General features: G+C 73.8%; 14 protein-coding genes. 8 read left to right on the forward strand and 6 right to left on the reverse strand.

Annotated features, from left to right (window positions below):
• Positions 1–9: 9 nt before the first annotated feature.
• Positions 10–1,464 (reverse strand): class I adenylate-forming enzyme family protein, encoded by a 1,455-nt coding sequence (locus tag AB7F12_RS09115; protein ID WP_428496500.1) that lies wholly within the window; start codon positions 1,462–1,464, stop codon positions 10–12.
• A 122-nt stretch (positions 1,465–1,586) separates the two neighbouring features.
• Positions 1,587–2,360, reverse strand: a complete 774-nt coding sequence (locus AB7F12_RS09120; RefSeq protein ID WP_428496501.1) for an enoyl-CoA hydratase-related protein — start codon at positions 2,358–2,360, stop codon at positions 1,587–1,589.
• Between the two features lie 52 nt (positions 2,361–2,412).
• Here AB7F12_RS09120 and AB7F12_RS09125 point away from each other — a divergent pair, with 52 nt between their 5' ends.
• Together AB7F12_RS09125 and AB7F12_RS09130 are read left to right on the forward strand one after the other, a co-directional pair.
• A complete protein-coding gene (locus tag AB7F12_RS09125) occupies positions 2,413–3,132 on the forward strand; it encodes a TetR/AcrR family transcriptional regulator (RefSeq protein WP_428496502.1) in 720 nt (239 codons plus the stop codon).
• 31 nt (positions 3,133–3,163) lie between these two features.
• Positions 3,164–4,405 (forward strand): cytochrome P450 family protein, encoded by a 1,242-nt coding sequence (locus tag AB7F12_RS09130; protein WP_428496503.1) that lies wholly within the window; start codon positions 3,164–3,166, stop codon positions 4,403–4,405.
• 184 nt (positions 4,406–4,589) lie between these two features.
• Here the strand turns inward: AB7F12_RS09130 and AB7F12_RS09135 are convergent, their stop codons facing one another.
• Together AB7F12_RS09135 and AB7F12_RS09140 are read right to left on the reverse strand one after the other, a co-directional pair.
• Complete coding sequence (locus AB7F12_RS09135; RefSeq protein ID WP_428496505.1) at positions 4,590–5,762, reverse strand: acyl-CoA dehydrogenase family protein; 1,173 nt, start codon at positions 5,760–5,762, stop codon at positions 4,590–4,592.
• Entirely contained in the window at positions 5,749–6,303 is a 555-nt protein-coding gene (locus AB7F12_RS09140; RefSeq protein WP_428496506.1) for an NUDIX domain-containing protein, read from the reverse strand. The genes AB7F12_RS09135 and AB7F12_RS09140 overlap by 14 nt, the downstream gene beginning before the upstream one ends.
• 18 nt (positions 6,304–6,321) lie before the next feature.
• Between AB7F12_RS09140 and AB7F12_RS09145 the strand changes: the two genes are divergently transcribed.
• Positions 6,322–7,287 (forward strand): helix-turn-helix transcriptional regulator, encoded by a 966-nt coding sequence (locus AB7F12_RS09145; protein ID WP_428496507.1) that lies wholly within the window; start codon positions 6,322–6,324, stop codon positions 7,285–7,287.
• 38 nt (positions 7,288–7,325) lie between these two features.
• Here the strand turns inward: AB7F12_RS09145 and AB7F12_RS09150 are convergent, their stop codons facing one another.
• Positions 7,326–7,991, reverse strand: coding sequence for an alternative oxidase (locus tag AB7F12_RS09150; protein WP_428496508.1), 666 nt, complete (start codon positions 7,989–7,991; stop codon positions 7,326–7,328).
• A gap of 98 nt (positions 7,992–8,089) precedes the next feature.
• Positions 8,090–9,289: an amidohydrolase family protein gene (locus AB7F12_RS09155; protein ID WP_428496509.1), complete on the reverse strand. Its 1,200-nt coding sequence runs from the start codon at positions 9,287–9,289 to the stop codon at positions 8,090–8,092.
• Positions 9,290–9,359: 70 nt separating this feature from the next.
• On the opposite strand from AB7F12_RS09155, the gene AB7F12_RS09160 reads away from it, so the two are divergent.
• The 5 genes from AB7F12_RS09160 to AB7F12_RS09180 all read left to right on the forward strand — a co-directional run bounded on the left by AB7F12_RS09160 (position 9,360) and on the right by AB7F12_RS09180 (position 17,525).
• Positions 9,360–12,209, forward strand: coding sequence for an ATP-binding protein (locus tag AB7F12_RS09160; RefSeq protein WP_428516463.1), 2,850 nt, complete (start codon positions 9,360–9,362; stop codon positions 12,207–12,209).
• A gap of 21 nt (positions 12,210–12,230) precedes the next feature.
• Positions 12,231–12,890 (forward strand): endonuclease NucS, encoded by a 660-nt coding sequence (nucS, locus tag AB7F12_RS09165; protein ID WP_428496511.1) that lies wholly within the window; start codon positions 12,231–12,233, stop codon positions 12,888–12,890.
• Positions 12,891–13,018: 128 nt separating this feature from the next.
• Complete coding sequence (locus tag AB7F12_RS09170) at positions 13,019–14,083, forward strand: NAD(P)-dependent alcohol dehydrogenase (RefSeq protein WP_428496513.1); 1,065 nt, start codon at positions 13,019–13,021, stop codon at positions 14,081–14,083.
• An 82-nt stretch (positions 14,084–14,165) separates the two neighbouring features.
• Complete coding sequence (locus AB7F12_RS09175; RefSeq protein WP_428496514.1) at positions 14,166–15,638, forward strand: aldehyde dehydrogenase family protein; 1,473 nt, start codon at positions 14,166–14,168, stop codon at positions 15,636–15,638.
• Positions 15,639–15,740: 102 nt separating this feature from the next.
• The gene (locus tag AB7F12_RS09180) at positions 15,741–17,525 is read left to right on the forward strand and encodes a 3-hydroxyacyl-CoA dehydrogenase family protein (protein ID WP_428496516.1); all 1,785 of its coding nucleotides are present in this window, start codon (positions 15,741–15,743) and stop codon (positions 17,523–17,525) included.
• The last annotated feature ends 16 nt before the right edge of the window (positions 17,526–17,541 follow it).

A 17,541-nucleotide genomic window follows, 5' to 3' on the forward strand; every position in this document is an offset into this window, starting at 1 on the left:
GGGAGCAGCTCACGCGGGTTCGTGGAGGTCGTGGTGGGCGACCTTGCCGCTCGCGGTGAGCGGGAGTGCGTCGCGGAAGTGGATGCGGGCGGGGAGCTTGTAGGCGGCGATGCGGTCGGTGAGGAACGTGGTGAGGGCGTCGGCGGACAGTGTGCGGCCCGGTCGCAGCACCACGAACGCGACGGGGACCTGCCCCTCGTCGGGGTCCGGTGCGGCCACGACGGCCGAGGTCGCGACGTCCGGGTGCTCGTCGATCGCCGACTCCACCTCGCCCGGGGTGATCTTCGACGTGCGCCGCACGACGAGGTCCTTGAGCCGGCCCCGGAACCACCAGATGCCGTCGGCGTCGGCCTCGCCGAGGTCGCCGGTGTGCAGCCAGCCGTCGGTCAGCGAGGCATCGGTCAGGGGCTCGTCGTCCCAGTAGCCGGTCATGAGCATCGGGCCGCGGACGAGGATCTCGCCGGTTGCGGGGTCGGTCCGTAGCTGCGCGCCGCCGACGGGTACGCCGATGCAGCCGTCGCGGTCGGTGCGGGGGGTGCGCTGGATCGTCAGCCAGATCGCCTCGGTCATGCCGTAGCCGACGGCGATGGGGCGGTCGGCGACGGTGAGGAAGTCGCGTTGCAGTGCGGCGGGGACGGTGTCGCCGCCGGTGTACACCCCGCGTAGCGAGGCGAACCGGGCGGCCGTGGCCCGCGGGTCGCGTACGACCTGGGCGAGCAGGTCGATGTGGGTGCAGACCAGCGTGGGCCGGTGGGTGAGCAGGCCTTCGACGTAGGTGTCGAGGTCGAAGCCGTCGTAGAGGGCGACGGTGCCGCCGCCGTGCAGTGTCGACAGCGTGCCGATGAAGCCGCTGACGTGCACCTGCGGCTCGCAGACCTGGGTGACGTCGTCCGGTCCGACGTCGCCCATCGCCTGCGCCGTGCTCGTCAGCATCGCCAGTGCCGAGCGCTGGGAGTGCACGACGCCCTTCGGTGTCCCTGTCGAGCCGGAGGTGAAGAACATGACCGCGGGGGCGTCGGGGTCCGGGGCGGGCGGCGCGGGGTCGTTGCCCGCGGGGAGGTCGGTCCCGTCGACGACGACCCGCTCGATCCCGGTGAGGACGGCCGGGTCGACGCGCTCGAGCAGCGGCAGCCGGGACTCGTGCACGACCAGCCACGACGGCCGGGCCCGGCGCAGCGCGCGCTCGATCTCGGGCGGGGCGAACCGCGAGTTGAGCGGTGTGGCGACGGCCCCGGCGGCGAAGCACGCCAGGTAGGTCGTGACGGTCGACGGGCTGTTGGGCAGCATCATCGCGACGCGCCCGCCCGTGGCCCCGGCGGCGTGCAGCCGCCCCGCGAACGCGCCGGCTGTGGCGGCCAGCTCGCCGTAGGTCCAGCGCCGCTTCTCGTGGACCAGCGCGACCCGGTGGGGCTCGCGGCGGGCGTGCGGGCCGATGAGGTCGGCGAGGGTCCCGTCGCTGGTCACGGGCGTCATCCTGGCGTGCCCGGCGGCCGCGGACAGCCGCCGTCCGAGTCACGCCCACAGCACCGGCGCGCAACCCCACGGGTCGTCCCGGGGCGGAAACCCGACCGTGAGGTTGCGGGCGTTCAGTCGGACCAGACGGCGTGGCGCTTGTCCAGGAACGCGGCCATGCCCTCCTTGGCTCCCGGCGACTGCGACATCGACGCCATGACCTCGACGGCGATCCCGTAGGCGTCGCCCTCGGGGCGGTCGAGCTGGCTGTAGAGCGTCTGCTTGCCGACGGCCTTGCCGAAGCGGCTGCCGCGCGTGGCCCGGGCGAGCAGGTCGTCGACGCGGGTGTCGAGCTCGTCGTCGGGGACCGCGTAGTTGACCAGGCCCCAGTCGGCGGCGGTGGCGGCGTCGACGACGTCGCCGGTGAGCGCCATCTCCATGAGCCGCTTGCGGCCGATGTTGCGCGCGACCGGGACCGCGGGGGTGTGGCAGAACCAGCCGCCCTTCCCGCCGGGCAGCGCGAAGCCCGCGGACTCGGCGGCCACGGCGAGGTCGCAGGTGGCGACGAGCTGGCAGCCCGCGGCCGTCGCCAGCGCGTGGACGCGGGCGATCACGACCTGCGGCACCGCCTCGATCGTCTGCATCAGCTGTGTGCACAGACGCAGCAGGTCGCGGACGCCGGAGAGGTCGCGGGAGGCGACGTCGGCGAAGTCGTGGCCGGCGGAGAAGACCTTGCCCTCGGCGCCGAGCACGATGCCCGTAGCGTCGGACTCCCCGGCCTCGGTGAAGGCGCGCAGCAGCTCGCGCAGGTGCGCCTCGGACAGCGCGTTGCGCCGCTCGGGCCGGTTCATCGTGATCCGGACGGTGTCCCCGTCCTGCTTGACGAGCAGGTACTCGTAGTCCGCCATGCCTGCGACGGTAGGCCTTGCAGCCCCGTCGAACCAGGCCTAGCGTGACCGCATGACCGAAAACGCGAATCCAGTCATCGCGTCATCCGGCGCCAGGCTGGAGCGCGTGCTGGACGCCGCGGCCGACCTGTTGGTGCGGTGGGGCTACCAACGCGTCACGGTCGAGGACGTCGCCCGCCACGCCGGCATCGGCAAGGGCACCGTCTACCTGCATTTCCGTACCAAGGACGCGCTGTTCCTCACGGTCCTGCTGCGCAGCCACCACCACGTCGTGTCCCGGATGGCCGACCGGATGGCCGCCGACCCGGCGGAGGTGCTGCCCAGCCGGATGACGGCGTCGGTGTACCGGGACCTGGCCGACGACCCGGTCGTGCGGCCGCTCTACCTCGGCGACCCCGAGGTGCTGGGCCGGCTCGCACACGAGGCGGCCGACTCGATGGGGGAGCTGGGTGCCCGGCGCGATGCCGCGGCCCGGCGGATGTTCGGGCTGCTGCGCGCAGCGGGGGCCCTGCGCACCGATCTCACGCTCGAGGAGCAGGAGTACGTCCTGCGGGCCGTCGCGACGGGGTTCCTGTTCGTCGACCCGCTGCCGGCGGCCGGCGTCCCGGTCGACCGTGACCGTCGCGCCGCGCTGATGGCCCACACCATCGCCGCGGCGATCGAGGTGCCCGGCGCCGCGTCGCGCGTCGCGGTCGTCGCCCCGCAGGTCGCCGAGATGTTCCGGGACCTCGCCGCACAGATGGACCAGGAATGGAGGCGGCGCGTCCGCTGACCCGGGCCGCTGCGAACAGTTGAGGGGAACCATGAGCGTCGATCTCACGACCGCGGAGTTCGTGACCGACCCGTACACCGCCTACGGGCGCATCCGGGAGGAGGCGCCCGCCCTGCGCGGCACGTTCTTCGGCGGGGCGCCGGTCTGGGTCGTCACGCGCTACGACGAGGTCCGTGCCGTGCTGGGGGATTCGGCGCGGTTCGCGAACGACCCCGGATCGGTGCCGGGCAGCGGTGCCGCCGACCTCAAGCTCGCGGCGTTGGAACAGGTCGGCATTCCACGGGACCTGCTGCACTACCTGGCCGACAGCATCGTCAGCGCCGACGGCGCCCACCACACCCGGCTCCGCAAGCTGGTCTCGCGCGCGTTCACGGTCCGACGGGTGGCCGCGCTGCGCCCGCGCGTGGAGGAGATCACCGCCGGGCTGCTCGACCGGGTCGCGACGTCGGGGGCCGACGGTGCAGCCGTCGACCTCGTCGAGGAGTTCGCCTACCCGCTGCCGATCACCGTGATCTGCGAGCTCGTCGGCATCCCGGAGGCGGACCGCCCGTCCTGGCACGAATGGAGCAAGGACCTCGCGACGATGGACCGCGAGCGCATCCCGGCGGCGTTGCGCGACATGGTCGACCACGTCCTGGACCTGATCGCCCGCCGCCGCGCGGACCCCGGCGACGACCTGCTCACCGGCCTCGTCCGCGCCCAGGACGAGGACGGTGACCGGCTCTCCGACAGCGAGCTGGTGACGATGGTGCTCTCGCTGGTCGTCGCGGGCCAGGAGACCACCGCGCACCTGATCTCCAACGCCGTCGTCGCGCTGCTGACCCGGCCCGACGAGCTCGCACGGCTGCGCGCCGACCCGGCGCTGTGGCCGGGGGCGATCACGGAGCTGATGCGCCGCATCGGTCCGGTGCAGTTCGCGTCGACGCGGTACGCGCTCGTCGACACCGAGCTGGGCGGCGTGACCATCCGGGCGGGGGAGGGCGTCCAGCCCGCACTGGTGGCCGCCAACTCCGACCCGCGGGAGTTCGCCGACCCGGACCGCCTCGACGTCGCCCGCCGCACCACCGAGCGCGGCGAGGGACACGTCGGGTTCGGGTTCGGGCCGCACTACTGCCTGGGCGCGGCGCTGGCCCGGCAGGAGGGCGAGGTGGCCCTGCGCGCGCTCGTCGAGCGCTTCCCCGGCCTGGCGCTGGCCGTCGACCCGGGTGAGCTGGTCTGGCTGCCGGTGCCGGGGATGCGCCGGCTGGAGTCGGTCCCACTGCGCGTGAGCTGACCGGCCCGACGACCGACGACCGGCCGCAACCTCGGTGCTCTCCCGGGGGCGAGCGACGACCGTGCGGTTGCGCGCCGAGAACCGGGCGCAACCTCACGGTCGTCCCGACGCGGGAACGCGACCGTGAGGTTGCGCGCGGCGGGCTCGCCGTTCGGGCCACCGTCCGTCGCGCCGACCTGCGCGCCTAGTAGGACCTGGGCAGCCCCAGCGCGTGCTGGGCGACGTGGTTGAGCACCATCTCCCGGCTGACGGGCGCGATCCGGGCCGCGCGCACCGCGCCGATCAGCGCGCCGACGCCGTACTCCAGCGACATCCCGTTGCCGCCGTGGGCCTGCACCGACGCGTCGACGGCCTTGATCGCGGCCTCGGCGGCGGCGTACTTGGCGATGTTGGCGGCGTCGCCGGCGCCGCGGTCGCCCGCGTCGTAGAGGAACGCGGCGCGGGTCGTGGCCATCCGGGCGAGCTCGACGTCGATGTGCGCGGCGGCGAGCGGGTGCGCGATGGCCTGGTGCGCACCGATCGGCGTGCCCCACACGTCGCGGTCGCGGGCGTAGGCCACACCCTTGGCCAGGGCGTAGCGGGCGAGGCCGTTGGAGTAGGCGGCGACGGTGATCCGCTCCGGGTTCAGGCCCGCGAACAGCGCGGACAGGCCCGCCTCCTCGCCGCCGACGAGCGCGTCCGCGGGCAGGGGCGCGTCGTCGAAGAACAGCGTGAACTGCCGCTCCGGGCTGACGATCGCCATGTCGATGGGCTGGTAGGAGACCCCGGGGGTGTCGCGGGGGACGACGAACATGGCCGGGCGCAGCGTGCCCGCCGCTGTGCCGCCTCCCTGTGGGTCCTCCAGCTTCGCGACGACCAGCGTCGCGTCGGTCTCGTCGACACCCGAGATGTAGTACTTGTGCCCCGAGAGCCGCCAGCCGCCGTCGGGGTCGCGGCGCGCGGTCGTCGTGATGCGGTGGGAGTTGGAGCCCGCGTCGGGCTCGGTGATCGCGAACGACATCCGCAGCGAGCCGTCGGCGAACCCGGGCAGCCAGCGCTCCTTCTGCTCGGCCGTGCCGGAGGTGGCGATCACGGTCGCGGCGATCGCGGGGGACACGACGATCAGCAGCAGCGGGCAGCCACCGGCGGCGATCTCCTCGGCGACGATCGCCAGCTCGACCATCCCGGCACCGCCGCCGCCGTACTCTGGCGGGACCGCGACGCCCAGGTAGCCGGCCTTGCCGGCCTCAGCCCACAGTTCGGTGGTCTTCTCACCCGACTTCGCCTTGGCGAGGAAGTACTCGCCGCCGAAGCGGCCCGCGAGCGCGGCCACGGACTCGCGCAGCAGCTGCTGCTCGTCGGTCTCACGCAGGTCCATGTCCGTCCCCGTTCCTGTCGCGCAACATCAGCAGTGCGTACGCGGCGAGTGTCTGGGCGTCGGCGACGACGCCCTCGCCGATCATGGCCTCGAACTGCGCCGGGGTGAACCACCCGGCACGCATGTCGGCCTCGCTGTCCTCGCGCTGCGCCTCGCCCTGGGTCAGTTCCGTCGCCAGGTAGACGTGCCCGCGCTGGCTCGACATGCCGGGCGCGACGTCGATCGTCCCGAGCAGTTCCATCCGCCCGGCCACGAGCCCGGTCTCCTCGACGAGCTCCTGGACGGCGAGGTCGTCGGGATGCGGGGTGGCCCGGTCGGGGGCTGTGCCCGCGGGGAACTCCCAGCGCCGGGCACCGACGGGGTAGCGGAACTGCTCGACCAGGTGCAGCCGCCCGTCGTGGGCGCGGGGGACGACCAGCGCGTAGGTCGGTTTGTCGATGACGCCGTAGACGCCGGCGGTGCCGTCGGGGCGGCGGATCTCGTCCTCGCGGACGGTCATCCAGCTGTTGGCGTAGACCTGCCGGGTGCTGAGCTGTTCCACGGGCGCGAGTATGGGCCGGTGCGCGCGTCCCGGTTGATGGCCATGCTGTTCGTCCTGCAACGACGCAGGTCGGCGACGGCGGCGGAGCTCGCCGCGGAGCTGGAGGTCTCCGAGCGCACGATCTACCGCGACGTCGCCGCCCTCGTCGCGGCGGGGGTCCCGCTGTGGACCGAGGGCGGGCACGGCGGCGGGATCCGGCTCGTCGAGGGCTGGCGGACCCGCCTCGACGGGCTCACCGCGCACGAGGCCGCCGCGATGCTGGCCACGGCCGCGCCGCAGCTGCTCTCCGCGCTCGGGATGGGGTCGGCGCTGGTCGCGGCCCAGTCGAAGATGCTGGCGACGTTGCCGGCCGACCTCGGCGAACACGCCCGGCGCATCGCCGAACGCGTCCACCTCGACGCCCCCGGCTGGTTCCGGACACCGGCCGAACCGCTCCACCTGGCGACGCTCGCCCAGGCGGTCTGGGCGCAGCGGCGGGTGCGGATCGGGTACCGGCGCGGGTCGGGTTCGGTGGACCGGGTGGTCGAGCCGCTGGGGCTCGTCCTGAAGGCGGGGGTCTGGTACCTGGTCGCGGGGGTGGACGGGGAGATCCGCACCTACCGTGCCTCCCGGGTCGGGTCCGCGGAGGCGACGGGGGAGCCGTTCGAGCGGCCCGCGGGTTTCGACCTGCCCGGGTGGTGGGCGGAGTCGGCGGCCCGGTTCGCCGCGACGATGCTGCGCGCGACCGTCCGCGTCCGGCTCACCCTCCGCGGGCTGCGGGCGTTGCCGAACGTCACCGACACCGACGCGGCGATCGCCGCCGTCGCGGCCGCGGGCCCGCCCGACGGTGAGGGGCGCCGCGAGGTGACGCTGGAGGTCGAGTCGGTGGAGGTCGCGGCCGGCCAGCTCGTCGCACTGGCCGGTGAGGTGGAGGGGCTGCACCCGCCGCGGCTGCGGGAGCTGCTCGCGGCGCACGGCCGCGCGCTGCTGGAGAACAACGGCTGAGGCGCGGTGGACGTGGCGGGTCCCGCGCGGGTCGCGGGTCAGCGGAAGCGTGGCCCGCTCATCGCCTCCTCCGACTCGATCTTGTGGACGCGTTCGTCGTGGCCGATCTGGCGGAACAGGTCGGCCACGGAGTCGAACTCGCCGTAGTCGGCCGCGAAGTCCGACTCGAAGGGTGTCGTCTCCCATTCCGGGTGTTCCTCGACCATGTGCATGTACTCGTGCTCGGCGTGGTCCTCGAAATCGGCGTTGAGCCGGTACGACCACGCCGGCCGGACCACGAACAGCAGCCACGAGATCTGGTAGTAGACGAGCGCGATCATCTGCGGCACCACGAAGTAGTGCAGCGCGTTCTCCCGCTTCCCGGACCGGCCGATCAGCTCCTGGATGACGAGCAGGTGCCACTGCTCGTTGTCCTGCTGCTCGCGGGACTCCTTGACCCGCGCGTACACGCGCCGGGCCATCCCGGTGCGGACGTGGACGTGCGTGATCGCGATGTAGGCGACCTGCTCCCACGACTGGTAGGGCACCCGCGCGACGAGTTCGAGCACCTTGAACTTCGACAGCGTGCGCTTCCTGCCGTACAGCACGTCGAGCAGCCGGAAGAGCACCTTCGCCGCGGCTCCGTAGCTGCGGCGTGGCGTGGCCAGGGTGTCGGCCTGTGCGCGGAGCAGAGCCTCGTGGTCGAGATGCGGGGGAGCCGGCATCCGGCGAACCCTAGCGGGCCGGACGGTCGTTCCAGAAGATCTCGGAACGACCGCCCGACGGTGGCAGGGCCCGCCCGGCGACGTCCGCCCGGCCAGGGTCACCCGGCGACGTCCGCGCGGCGGGCACCGGCGAGGACCGGACGGCCGCCCGCCATCACGTGGACCGGGGTGAGCAGTGCGTCGATGCAGGTCAGCGGGTCACCGGCCACCGCGAGCAGGTCGGCGTCGTAGCCGGGGGCGATGCGGCCCTTGCGGTCGCCGAGCCCGCACACCGTCGCCGCTACCGACGTCCCCGCCGTCAACGCCTGCAGCGGTGTCATGCCCAGCTCGGTGAGCTGCACCAGACCCCGCGGCAGCACCCCGTGCGGCTTGGGCGGGCCGATCCCGGCGTCCGTCCCGGCGACGACGAGCGCCCCCGCCCCGCAGATCGCCGCGGCCACGGCGAGGATCGCGGGCAGGTGCTTGCGGATGTCCGGCGGCGGCACCATGCCGGGGACCAGCTCCAGACCGACGGTCAGGCCCACCGCGATCCGCCGCCGCACCACCTCCGCGAGCAGGTCCTCGTCGAGCCGCGGGCCGTCGGCGGTGATGAACGTGGCGTGCTCCAGCCCGTCGGCCCCCGCGGCGAGGGCGTCGCGGATCGCGTCGACCGCGTGGGCGTGCGCCGTCACCGGCAGCCCGTGCGCGTGCGCCTCGTCGACCAGGGCACGCAGCACCTGCGTCGGGAACTGCGTCGCGTCCCAGTTCGTGCCCGGCGTCATCTGCCCACCCGACGCCATCACCTTGACGACGTCCACGCCCCGCTCGGCGTGCTCGCGCACCGCGGCCCGCACCCCGTCGACGCCGCTGGTGGCCGCGCCGAGGAAGTGACAGTGCCCGCCGGGCGAGGTGATCGGCGGGCCGGCGGCGACGATCGTCGGCAACAGCCCGCCGCGCTCGCGCAGGGTGAGCGTCAGGTAGTCGCGGTCGCCGAGGTCGCGGACCGTCGTGACGCCCGCCCGCAGCTGCGCGGCCGCCGCGACGGCCATGGCGTCGAGCACCTCGTCGGGGTCGCGGGCGGCGAGCGTCGCGACCGGGTCGAGGCCCGCGTCGAACCCCAGATGGACGTGGGTGTCGACGAGCCCGGGCAGCAGGGTGGCGCCCGGCAGGTCGACGAGCTCGGCGTCGGCGGGCGGCGCGACCCGCGCCCCGGCGTCGACGGTGACGATCCGGCCGTCCTCGACGACGACGAGCGGATCGGTGACGGTGGTGGCGCCGTCGAACATCGCGGCGGCGCGGAGAGCGATGCGGCTGGTCATGGCGTCGATCGTGACGTTGCGCCCGTTCGGAGCCATCGGTGGAAACACCGATCCCGCTACGGTCTCCACCGTGGCGCCGCGGTACGTCGGCCGGGCGACCGAGCTCGGTGGGCTCGCGCGCCGGCTCGACGCCGCCCTGGCGGGCGACCCGTCGGTGGTGCTGGTCGCCGGGGAACCGGGCATCGGCAAGACGCGGCTGGTCACCGAGCTGGCGCGGCTCGCCGGCGCCCGCGGCGTCCCCGTGCTGTGGGGCCGGTGCAGCGACGACGCCGGAGCACCCGCCTACTGGCCGTGGCGTGGTGTCCTGCGGGCGCTGCACGCGACGGCCCCCGACGCGCTCGCCGCCGTCGACCCCACCGACCTCGCCGAGCCGGCGCTGCTCGCCGCCGGGTCCGCCGCCGGTGCGGGGGAGCGCTTCGTCCTGTTCGACGTCGTCACCCGCACGCTCACGGCGGCGTCGGCGACGACCGGGCTGCTGATCGCCCTCGACGACCTGCAGTGGGCCGATCCCGACTCGCTCGCCCTGCTCGCGCACCTGGCGCGGGACGCGGCGGGGGCGCGGCTGCTCGTCGTCGCCACGGTGCGCCCGGGCGAGCTGGGCGCCGACCCGGAACGTGCCGGGCACGTCGCCCGGATCGAGGCGCTGCCCACCGCCGAGCGGCTCGACCTCGACGGCCTCGCCGACGACGAGATCGCCGACGCCCTCGCCGACGTCCTCGGCGGCGCGCCCACCCGCGAGGTGGTGGCCGACGTCGCCGCCCGGTCCGGCGGCAACCCGTTCTTCGTCGCCGAGCTGGGGCGGGTGCTCGCCGCGGGTGCACTCCGCGACGACGCGGTACCCGCCGCGGTGCGCGACGTCGTCCGGCTGCGGCTCGCGCGGCTCCCCGCCGGCTGCCGGGCGGTGCTCGACGTCGCTGCCGTCGCCGGCGCCGAGATCGACGAGTCGCTGCTGCGCACCGTGCTCGGCGCCCCCGTCGCGGACGCCCTGCGACCCGCGCTCGACGACGGTGTCCTCGTCCGCCCACCCGGCCGGACCGCCCTGCGCTTCGCCCACGACATCGTCCGTGAGGCGCTGTCGGATGTGCTCGGCGCGCAGGAACGGGCGCGGCTGCACGGTCGGCTCGCGGTCGCGTTGGCCCCGCGCGCCGACGACCCCGACGTCCTGCCCGAGCTGGCCCGCCACGCCCTCGCCGCCCTCGCGGGGGGCGACCCGGCCCAGGACCCCGAGCAGGCCCTGGACCTGGCCCGTGGCGCCGCCCGGCTCGCGGGCACCCGGCTGGCCTTCGCCGAGTCGGCACGCCGCCACGCCCACGTCCTCGAGGCGGGACGCGGGATCGTCGCACCGGCGCGGCGGGCCCGTGACCTAGTCGAGCTCGCCCGTGCGCAGCTGCGGGCCCACGCCGTGTCCGATGCCGTCGCCACCTGCGCGTCCGCGGTGGAGCTGGCCCGCCACATCGGGGACGCGACCGTCCTCGCGGAGGCCGCGCTCGTCGTGCAGGGCATCTCCGACGCCGAGCTGCTGATCGCCCAGCGCGGCTGGTGCGACGACGCGCTGGCCGCCGTCGGGCCCGACGACGGCCCCCTGCGCGCACAGCTGCTGGCCCAGCTCGCCCACACCCTGCTGTTCCTCGGCCGGCCCGACGAGGTCGAGGGCCGCAGCCGCGAGGCGCTCGCGATGGCCGAACGCATCGGCGACCCCGCGTCGCTGGTCGCGGCGCTGCGGGCCCGCCAGCTCGCCCGCAGCGGACCCGAGGGGCACGCCGAGCGCTACGCGCTCGGCACCCGGCTGCTCGACCTCGCCGCCGACGGCGCGCCCGACCCGGTCGACGCCGCGCTCTGGGGCCGGCTCTGGCGCTTCGACGCCCTGTGCCAGCAGGGCCGCTTCGACGACGCCGAGCAGGAGCTGGACCGGCTGGCCCCCGTCGCCGCCGCCACCCGGCAGCCGCTGGCGCGGCTGCACCAGCTGCGCAGCCGGATCGTGTTCGCCTTCGGGCGCGGCCGGTTCGACGAGGTGCGCCGGCTCAACCAGGAGGCGGCGCAGCTGGCCGAACACGGCCGCCACGCCGGTGCGACGATGACCGCGCTGGCCGTGGAGTGGCAGGTCGCCAAGATGGTCGGCGACGACGGGCTCGACGAGACGAGGCTCGACCCCGGCATGGTCGAGGCAGGTCGGCAGTCACCCGTCTTCGCCGTCCTGGGCACGACGATGGCGAGCTGGCACCTCGCGCTCTACCGACGCGACGAGGCACTGCGCTGGTACCGCGACCTGCCGCCGCCCGGCTCGCCGCGGATCCCGCGGTTCATGTGCCTGGTCGTCGAGGCGTTGCGCGTCCAGATCGCCGCCGATCTGGGCGACAGCGCGCCCATGCAGGAGGCCTACCGCTTCCTCACCCCCTTCGCGGACCTGTTCGTCGTCGGCGGGGCCGGGGCCACCGCCACGCACGGCTCGGTGCAGCAGTACCTCGGGATCGCCGCGGGGGAACTGGGCCGCACCGACGTCGCGATCCGGCACCTGCGCGCCGGCATCGACGCCGACGACGCCCGTGGCCTCGCCCCCTTCGCCGCGTCCGGGCGATACCGGCTCGCCGTCGTGCTGAGCCGCCGGGGCCGCCCGGGTGACTCCGACGAGGCCCGCGCCCTCGCCCGCCGGGCCGCCGCCACCGCCGCGACGCTCGGGATGCAGCCGTTGCGGCGCATGGCCGCCGAGCTCGTCGACAACCCCCGCGACGGCGGTGTCCTCTCCCCGCGCGAGGCCGAGATCGCCGAGCTCGTCGCCCGCGGCATGACCAACCGAGCCATCGCCGAGACCGCCCACATCTCCGAGCGCACCGTCGAGACCCACGTCGCGCACATCCTCGCCAAGCTGGGGTTCTCCGGGCGCAGCCAGATCGCGGCCTGGGCAGTCACCCGGGAGAGCTGAGCGTGTCCTAGGGTCTGGCGGGTGCGTCTCGTCATCGCCCGCTGTCAGGTGGACTACGTCGGCCGGCTCACGGCGCACCTGCCCATGGCGCCCCGGCTCCTGCTGGTCAAGGCCGACGGGTCGGTCTCCATCCACGCCGACGACCGCGCCTACAAACCGCTCAACTGGATGAGCCCGCCCTGCTGGCTCGAGGAGCAGCCCGGCGTCTGGACCGTCCGCAACAAGGCCGACGAGTCCCTCGTCATCACCATCGACGAGGTCCTGCACGACACCCGCCACGAGCTCGGCGTCGACCCGGGCCTGGTCAAGGACGGCGTCGAGGCCCACCTGCAGGAGCTGCTCGCCGCCCACCCCGAGGTGTTCGGCGAGGGCCACACCCTGGTGCGCCGCGAGTACATGACGGCCATCGGCCCCGTCGACCTGCTGCTGCGCGACGCCGCGGGCGGCAGCGTCGCCGTCGAGGTCAAGCGCCGCGGCGAGATCGACGGCGTCGAACAGCTGACCAGGTACCTGGAGCTGATGAACCGCGACCCGCTGCTCGCGCCCGTCGCCGGGGTGTTCGCCGCGCAGCAGATCAAGCCGCAGGCCCGCACCCTCGCCGAGGACCGCGGCATCCGCTGCGTCGTCGTCGACTACGACGCGCTGCGCGGCGTCGAGGACCCCTCCCTGACGCTGTTCTGACGGGTGACCCGGGCCCGGCGCTTTTCTCGGCCCCCGGTAATCACTGCGCGCAGCGTCGCGGGCACGCCCCGGCTGCACGATGGTGGATGCTCGCTCACAGCGGCGTGGGCGGGTTAGGGGCTCAACTCATGACCGACACCATGCGCGCACTGATCATCGAACGGGTCGGGTCGACCGCCGTCGTCGAGAAGCCGATCCCGGAACCGGGGCCGGAGGAGGCGATCGTCCGCACCACCGCGGCACTGATCTGCACCTCCGACGTCCACACCGTGAAGGGGGCGCTCCCGGTACCCGACGGCCGCACCCTCGGCCACGAGTCCGTCGGGGTCATCCACAAGCTGGGCTCGGCGGTGACCGGCTGGACCGAGGGGCAGCGCGTCGCCGTCAACGCCGTCACCCCCTGCTACCGCTGCGCCTACTGCCAGCGCGGCTTCACCAGCCAGTGCGGCGGGGCGCTCGGCGGCTACAAGTACACCGTCCAGATGGACGGCAACATGGCCGAGTACTTCGTCGTCCCCGCGGCGCAGGCCAACCTGACCGCGATCCCGGACGCGCTGACCGACGCGCAGGCCGTCTACAGCTGCGACATGCTGTCGACCGGCTTCATGGGCGCCGAGCACGCCCGCATCAACTTCGGTGAGACCGTCGCGGTCTTCGCGCAGGGGCCCGTCGGGCTCAGCGCGACGATGGCCGCCAACACCCTGGGCGCCGGCCGGATCATCGCCGTCGAGTCCCGGCCCGAACGCCAGGCGTTGGCCAAACGCTTCGGTGCCGACGAGATCGTCGACTTCTCCCAGGGCGACCCCGTCGAGCAGATCATGGACCTCACCGGGGGAGAGGGCGTCGACGCCGCGATCGAGGCGTTCGGCTTCCCGCAGACCTTCGAGGCGTGCCTGCGGGTCACCAAGGCGGGCGGGCGGGTGTCGAACATCGGCTACCACGGCGAGAACCCGGCGCCGCTGCAGCTGCCGCTCGACGCCTTCGGCCTCGGCATGAACGACAAGGCCATCCACACCGGCCTGTGCCCGGGCGGCAGCGAGCGGATGGGCCGGATGTTCCAGCTCATGCTGTCGGGCCGCATCGACCCGACCCCGATGACGACCCACACCTTCGGTTTCGACGAGGTCTCCCGCGCCTTCGAGATGATGACGACGAAGGAGGACGGGATCATCAAGCCGCTGATCACGTTCTGACCCGCCGCGGTCGACGGGGCGCCGGTCGACGCGGGTCGGGAACGGCCCGCGCGACCGGCGCCGACTTGGTTACTCTCAAGTAATGACCGCCACCGACGCCGCCGCGCGGACCTTCGAGTCACTGGACCCGCGCACCGGTGAGGTCGTGAGCACCCATCCCGTGCACGACGCCGCGGCCGTGCAGGCCGCCGTGGACCGGGCCGTCGACGCGGCCACCTGGTGGGCCGGGCTCGGCTACGACGGCCGGCTGCCCAAGCTCGCCGCCTGGCGGTCGTTGCTGGCCAAGCGCATCGACGACCTCGCAGGCGTCATCGTCACCGAGACCGGCAAACCCCTCGACGACGCCCGCCTCGAACTGGTCCTGGCCGTCGACCACCTCGACTGGGCGGCCCGCAACGCCAAGCGCGTCCTGGGCAAGCGGTCGGTGAAGCCCGGGCTGCTCGGCGCCAACCAGGCGGCGACGGTGTCCTACCCGCCGGTCGGCGTCGTCGGCGTCATCGGGCCCTGGAACTACCCCGTCTTCACCCCGATGGGCTCGATCGCCTACGCGCTCGCCGCCGGCAACGCCGTCGTGTTCAAGCCCAGCGAGCTCACCCCCGGGGTCGGCCGTGCACTGGCCGACACCCTCGCCGAGGCCGTGCCGGACGCGCCGTTGCTGCAGGTCGTGACCGGTTTCGGCGAGACGGGCGCGGCGCTGTGCCGGGCGCACGGCGTCGGCAAGATCGCGTTCACCGGGTCCACGGCCACCGGGAAGCGCGTCATGGCCGCGTGCGCCGAGCACCTCGTTCCCGTGCTCATCGAGTGCGGCGGCAAGGACGCGATGATCGTCGACTCCGACGCCGACCTGGTCGCCGCGGCCGACGCCGCCGTCTGGGGCGGGATGTCCAACGCCGGGCAGACCTGCGTCGGCGTCGAGCGGATCTACGTCCTCGACGACGTCGCCGACGCCTTCACCGCCGAGGTCGCCAAGCGCGCCGGGGCCCTGCGGGCGGGCGAGTCGTTCGGGCCGATGACGATGCCCGCGCAGACCGCGGTCGTCGAACGCCACGTCCGCGACGCCATCGCCGCGGGCGGGACGGCGCTCGTCGGGGGGCCGGACTCGGTGCGCGACGGGTTCGTCGACCCGGTCGTCGTCGCCGACGTCCCCGAGGACAGCGTCGCCGTCACCGAGGAGACGTTCGGGCCGCTGCTCGTCGTCAACCGTGTCGCGGACGTCGACGACGCGGTCCGCCGCGCCAACGCCACCGGCTACGGACTGGGCGCGTCGGTGTTCTCGAAGGCCCGCGGCGAGGAGATCGCCGACCGGCTGCGCTGCGGCATGGTCGCGGTCAACGGCGTCATCTCCTTCGCGGGCATCCCCGCGCTGCCGTTCGGCGGCGTCGGCGACTCCGGGTTCGGCCGCATCCACGGCGACGACGGCCTGCGCGAGTTCGCCCGCCCCCAGGCCGTGGCCCGCCAGCGCTTCGCCCTCCCTGTCCCGCTGACCAGTTTCCGGCGCCCCGCGTCGGCGATGAAAGGCCTGGTCAGGATGACGCGGCTGCGCCTGGGCCGCTGATCGTGAGGGTGTTCCGCACGACATGCGTGGTATCCCTAGCACCCGGGGTGGGAGTATCGCTGCCGAACAGGTGAGTCATCGCGGATTCAGGAGGTCGTTGGCGTGACACGGGAGTTCCGGACGGTCGGGGTCGTCGGGCTGGGCACGATGGGCGCCGGCATCGTGGAAGTCTTCGCGCGCAACGGGTTGCAGGTCGTGGCGGCCGAGACCGACGACGACGCCGTCGCCCGCGGCCGCAACCACCTCGAGACGTCGACGACGCGCGCCATCGAGCGCGGCAAGCTCACCCGGACCGACGCCGACGAGCTGCTCGGCCGGATCCGGACCACCACCTCGCTGGCCGACCTCGCCGACTGCGACCTCGTCGTCGAGGCCGTCCCCGAGCACCTCGACCTCAAGGCGTCCATCCTCGCCGAGCTCGACAAGGTCGTCGGCCCGTCCACGATCCTCGCGTCCAACACCTCCTCGCTGTCCGTCACCGAGCTCGCCGTGCGCACCGGCCGCCCGGGCAAGGTCGTCGGGATGCACTTCTTCAACCCGGCGCCCGTGCAGAAGCTCGTCGAGCTCGTCCGCTCCGTCGTCACCGAGCCCGACGTCATCGACGACCTGCGCGCCTTCGCCGCGACGCTGGACAAGGTTCCCGTCGTCATCGGCGACCGCGCCGGGTTCATCGCCAACGCGCTGCTGTTCGGCTACCTCAACCACGCCGCGCGCATGTACGAGTCCCGCTACGCCAGCCGCGAGGACCTCGACGCCGCCATGCGCCACGGCTGCGGCTACCCGATGGGGCCGCTCGCCCTGCTCGACCTCATCGGCCTCGACACGGCCTACGAGATCCTCGACACGATGTACCACGAGTCGCGGAACCTGATGCACGCCCCCGCGCCCGTCCTCAAGCAGATGATCACCGCCGGCCTGCTGGGCCGCAAGAGCGGCCGCGGCTTCTACACCTACGCCAAGCCGCACAGCTCGAAGATCGTCCCCGACGCCGACACCCCCACCGGCAACCTCCCCGCCGACGTCACCCTGCGCGACATCGCCCGGGTCGGCGTCATCGGCACCGGGACGATGGCCACCGGCATCGTCGAGGTCTTCGCCAAGGCCGGCTACGACGTCGTCGTCCGCGGCCGCAGCGACTCCAAGTCCGAGGCGGCGCTCGCCGCCGTCCGCAAGTCGCTCGACAAGGGCGTCGTGCGGGGCAAGCTGTCCGAGGCCGACCGCGACGCCGCCCTGGGCCGCATCACCGCGACCACCCGCCTGGAGGACATGGCCGACGTCGACCTCGTCGTCGAAGCCGTCGCCGAGGAGCTCGACGTCAAGCGCGCCGTGTTCGGCGCCCTCGACGAGATCTGCAAACCCGGCACCATCCTCGCGACCACCACCTCGTCGCTGCCCGTCGTCGAGTGCGCCGCCGCCACCTCGCGCCCCTCCGACGTCGTCGGCCTGCACTTCTTCAACCCGGCGCCCGTCATGAAGCTGGTCGAGGTCGTCTCGACGATCACCACCTCGCCCGACGTCTCCGCCACCGCCGTCGCGCTCTGCGACAAGCTCGGCAAGGTGCCCGTCTCCTGTGGCGACCGGGCCGGGTTCATCGTCAACGCCCTGCTGTTCCCGTACCTCAACGACGCCGTCAAGATGCTCGAGGCGCACTACGCCACCGCCGACGACATCGACGCCGCCATGAAGACCGGCTGCGCCCTGCCGATGGGGCCGTTCGAGCTGCTCGACGTCGTCGGCCTCGACGTGTCCCTCGCGATCGAGAAGTCGCTGTTCCTGGAGTTCCGCCAGAGCGGCTTCGCCCCCGCGCCGCTGCTCGAGCACCTCGTCACCGCCGGGCGGCTCGGCCGCAAGACCGGGCACGGCTTCCGCGACTACGCCGGACGCTGATCGGCGCGCGCGGCAC

It is taken from the genome of Pseudonocardia sp. (genome assembly GCF_050250275.1).
Classification (GTDB): Bacteria; Actinomycetota; Actinomycetes; order Mycobacteriales; family Pseudonocardiaceae; genus Pseudonocardia.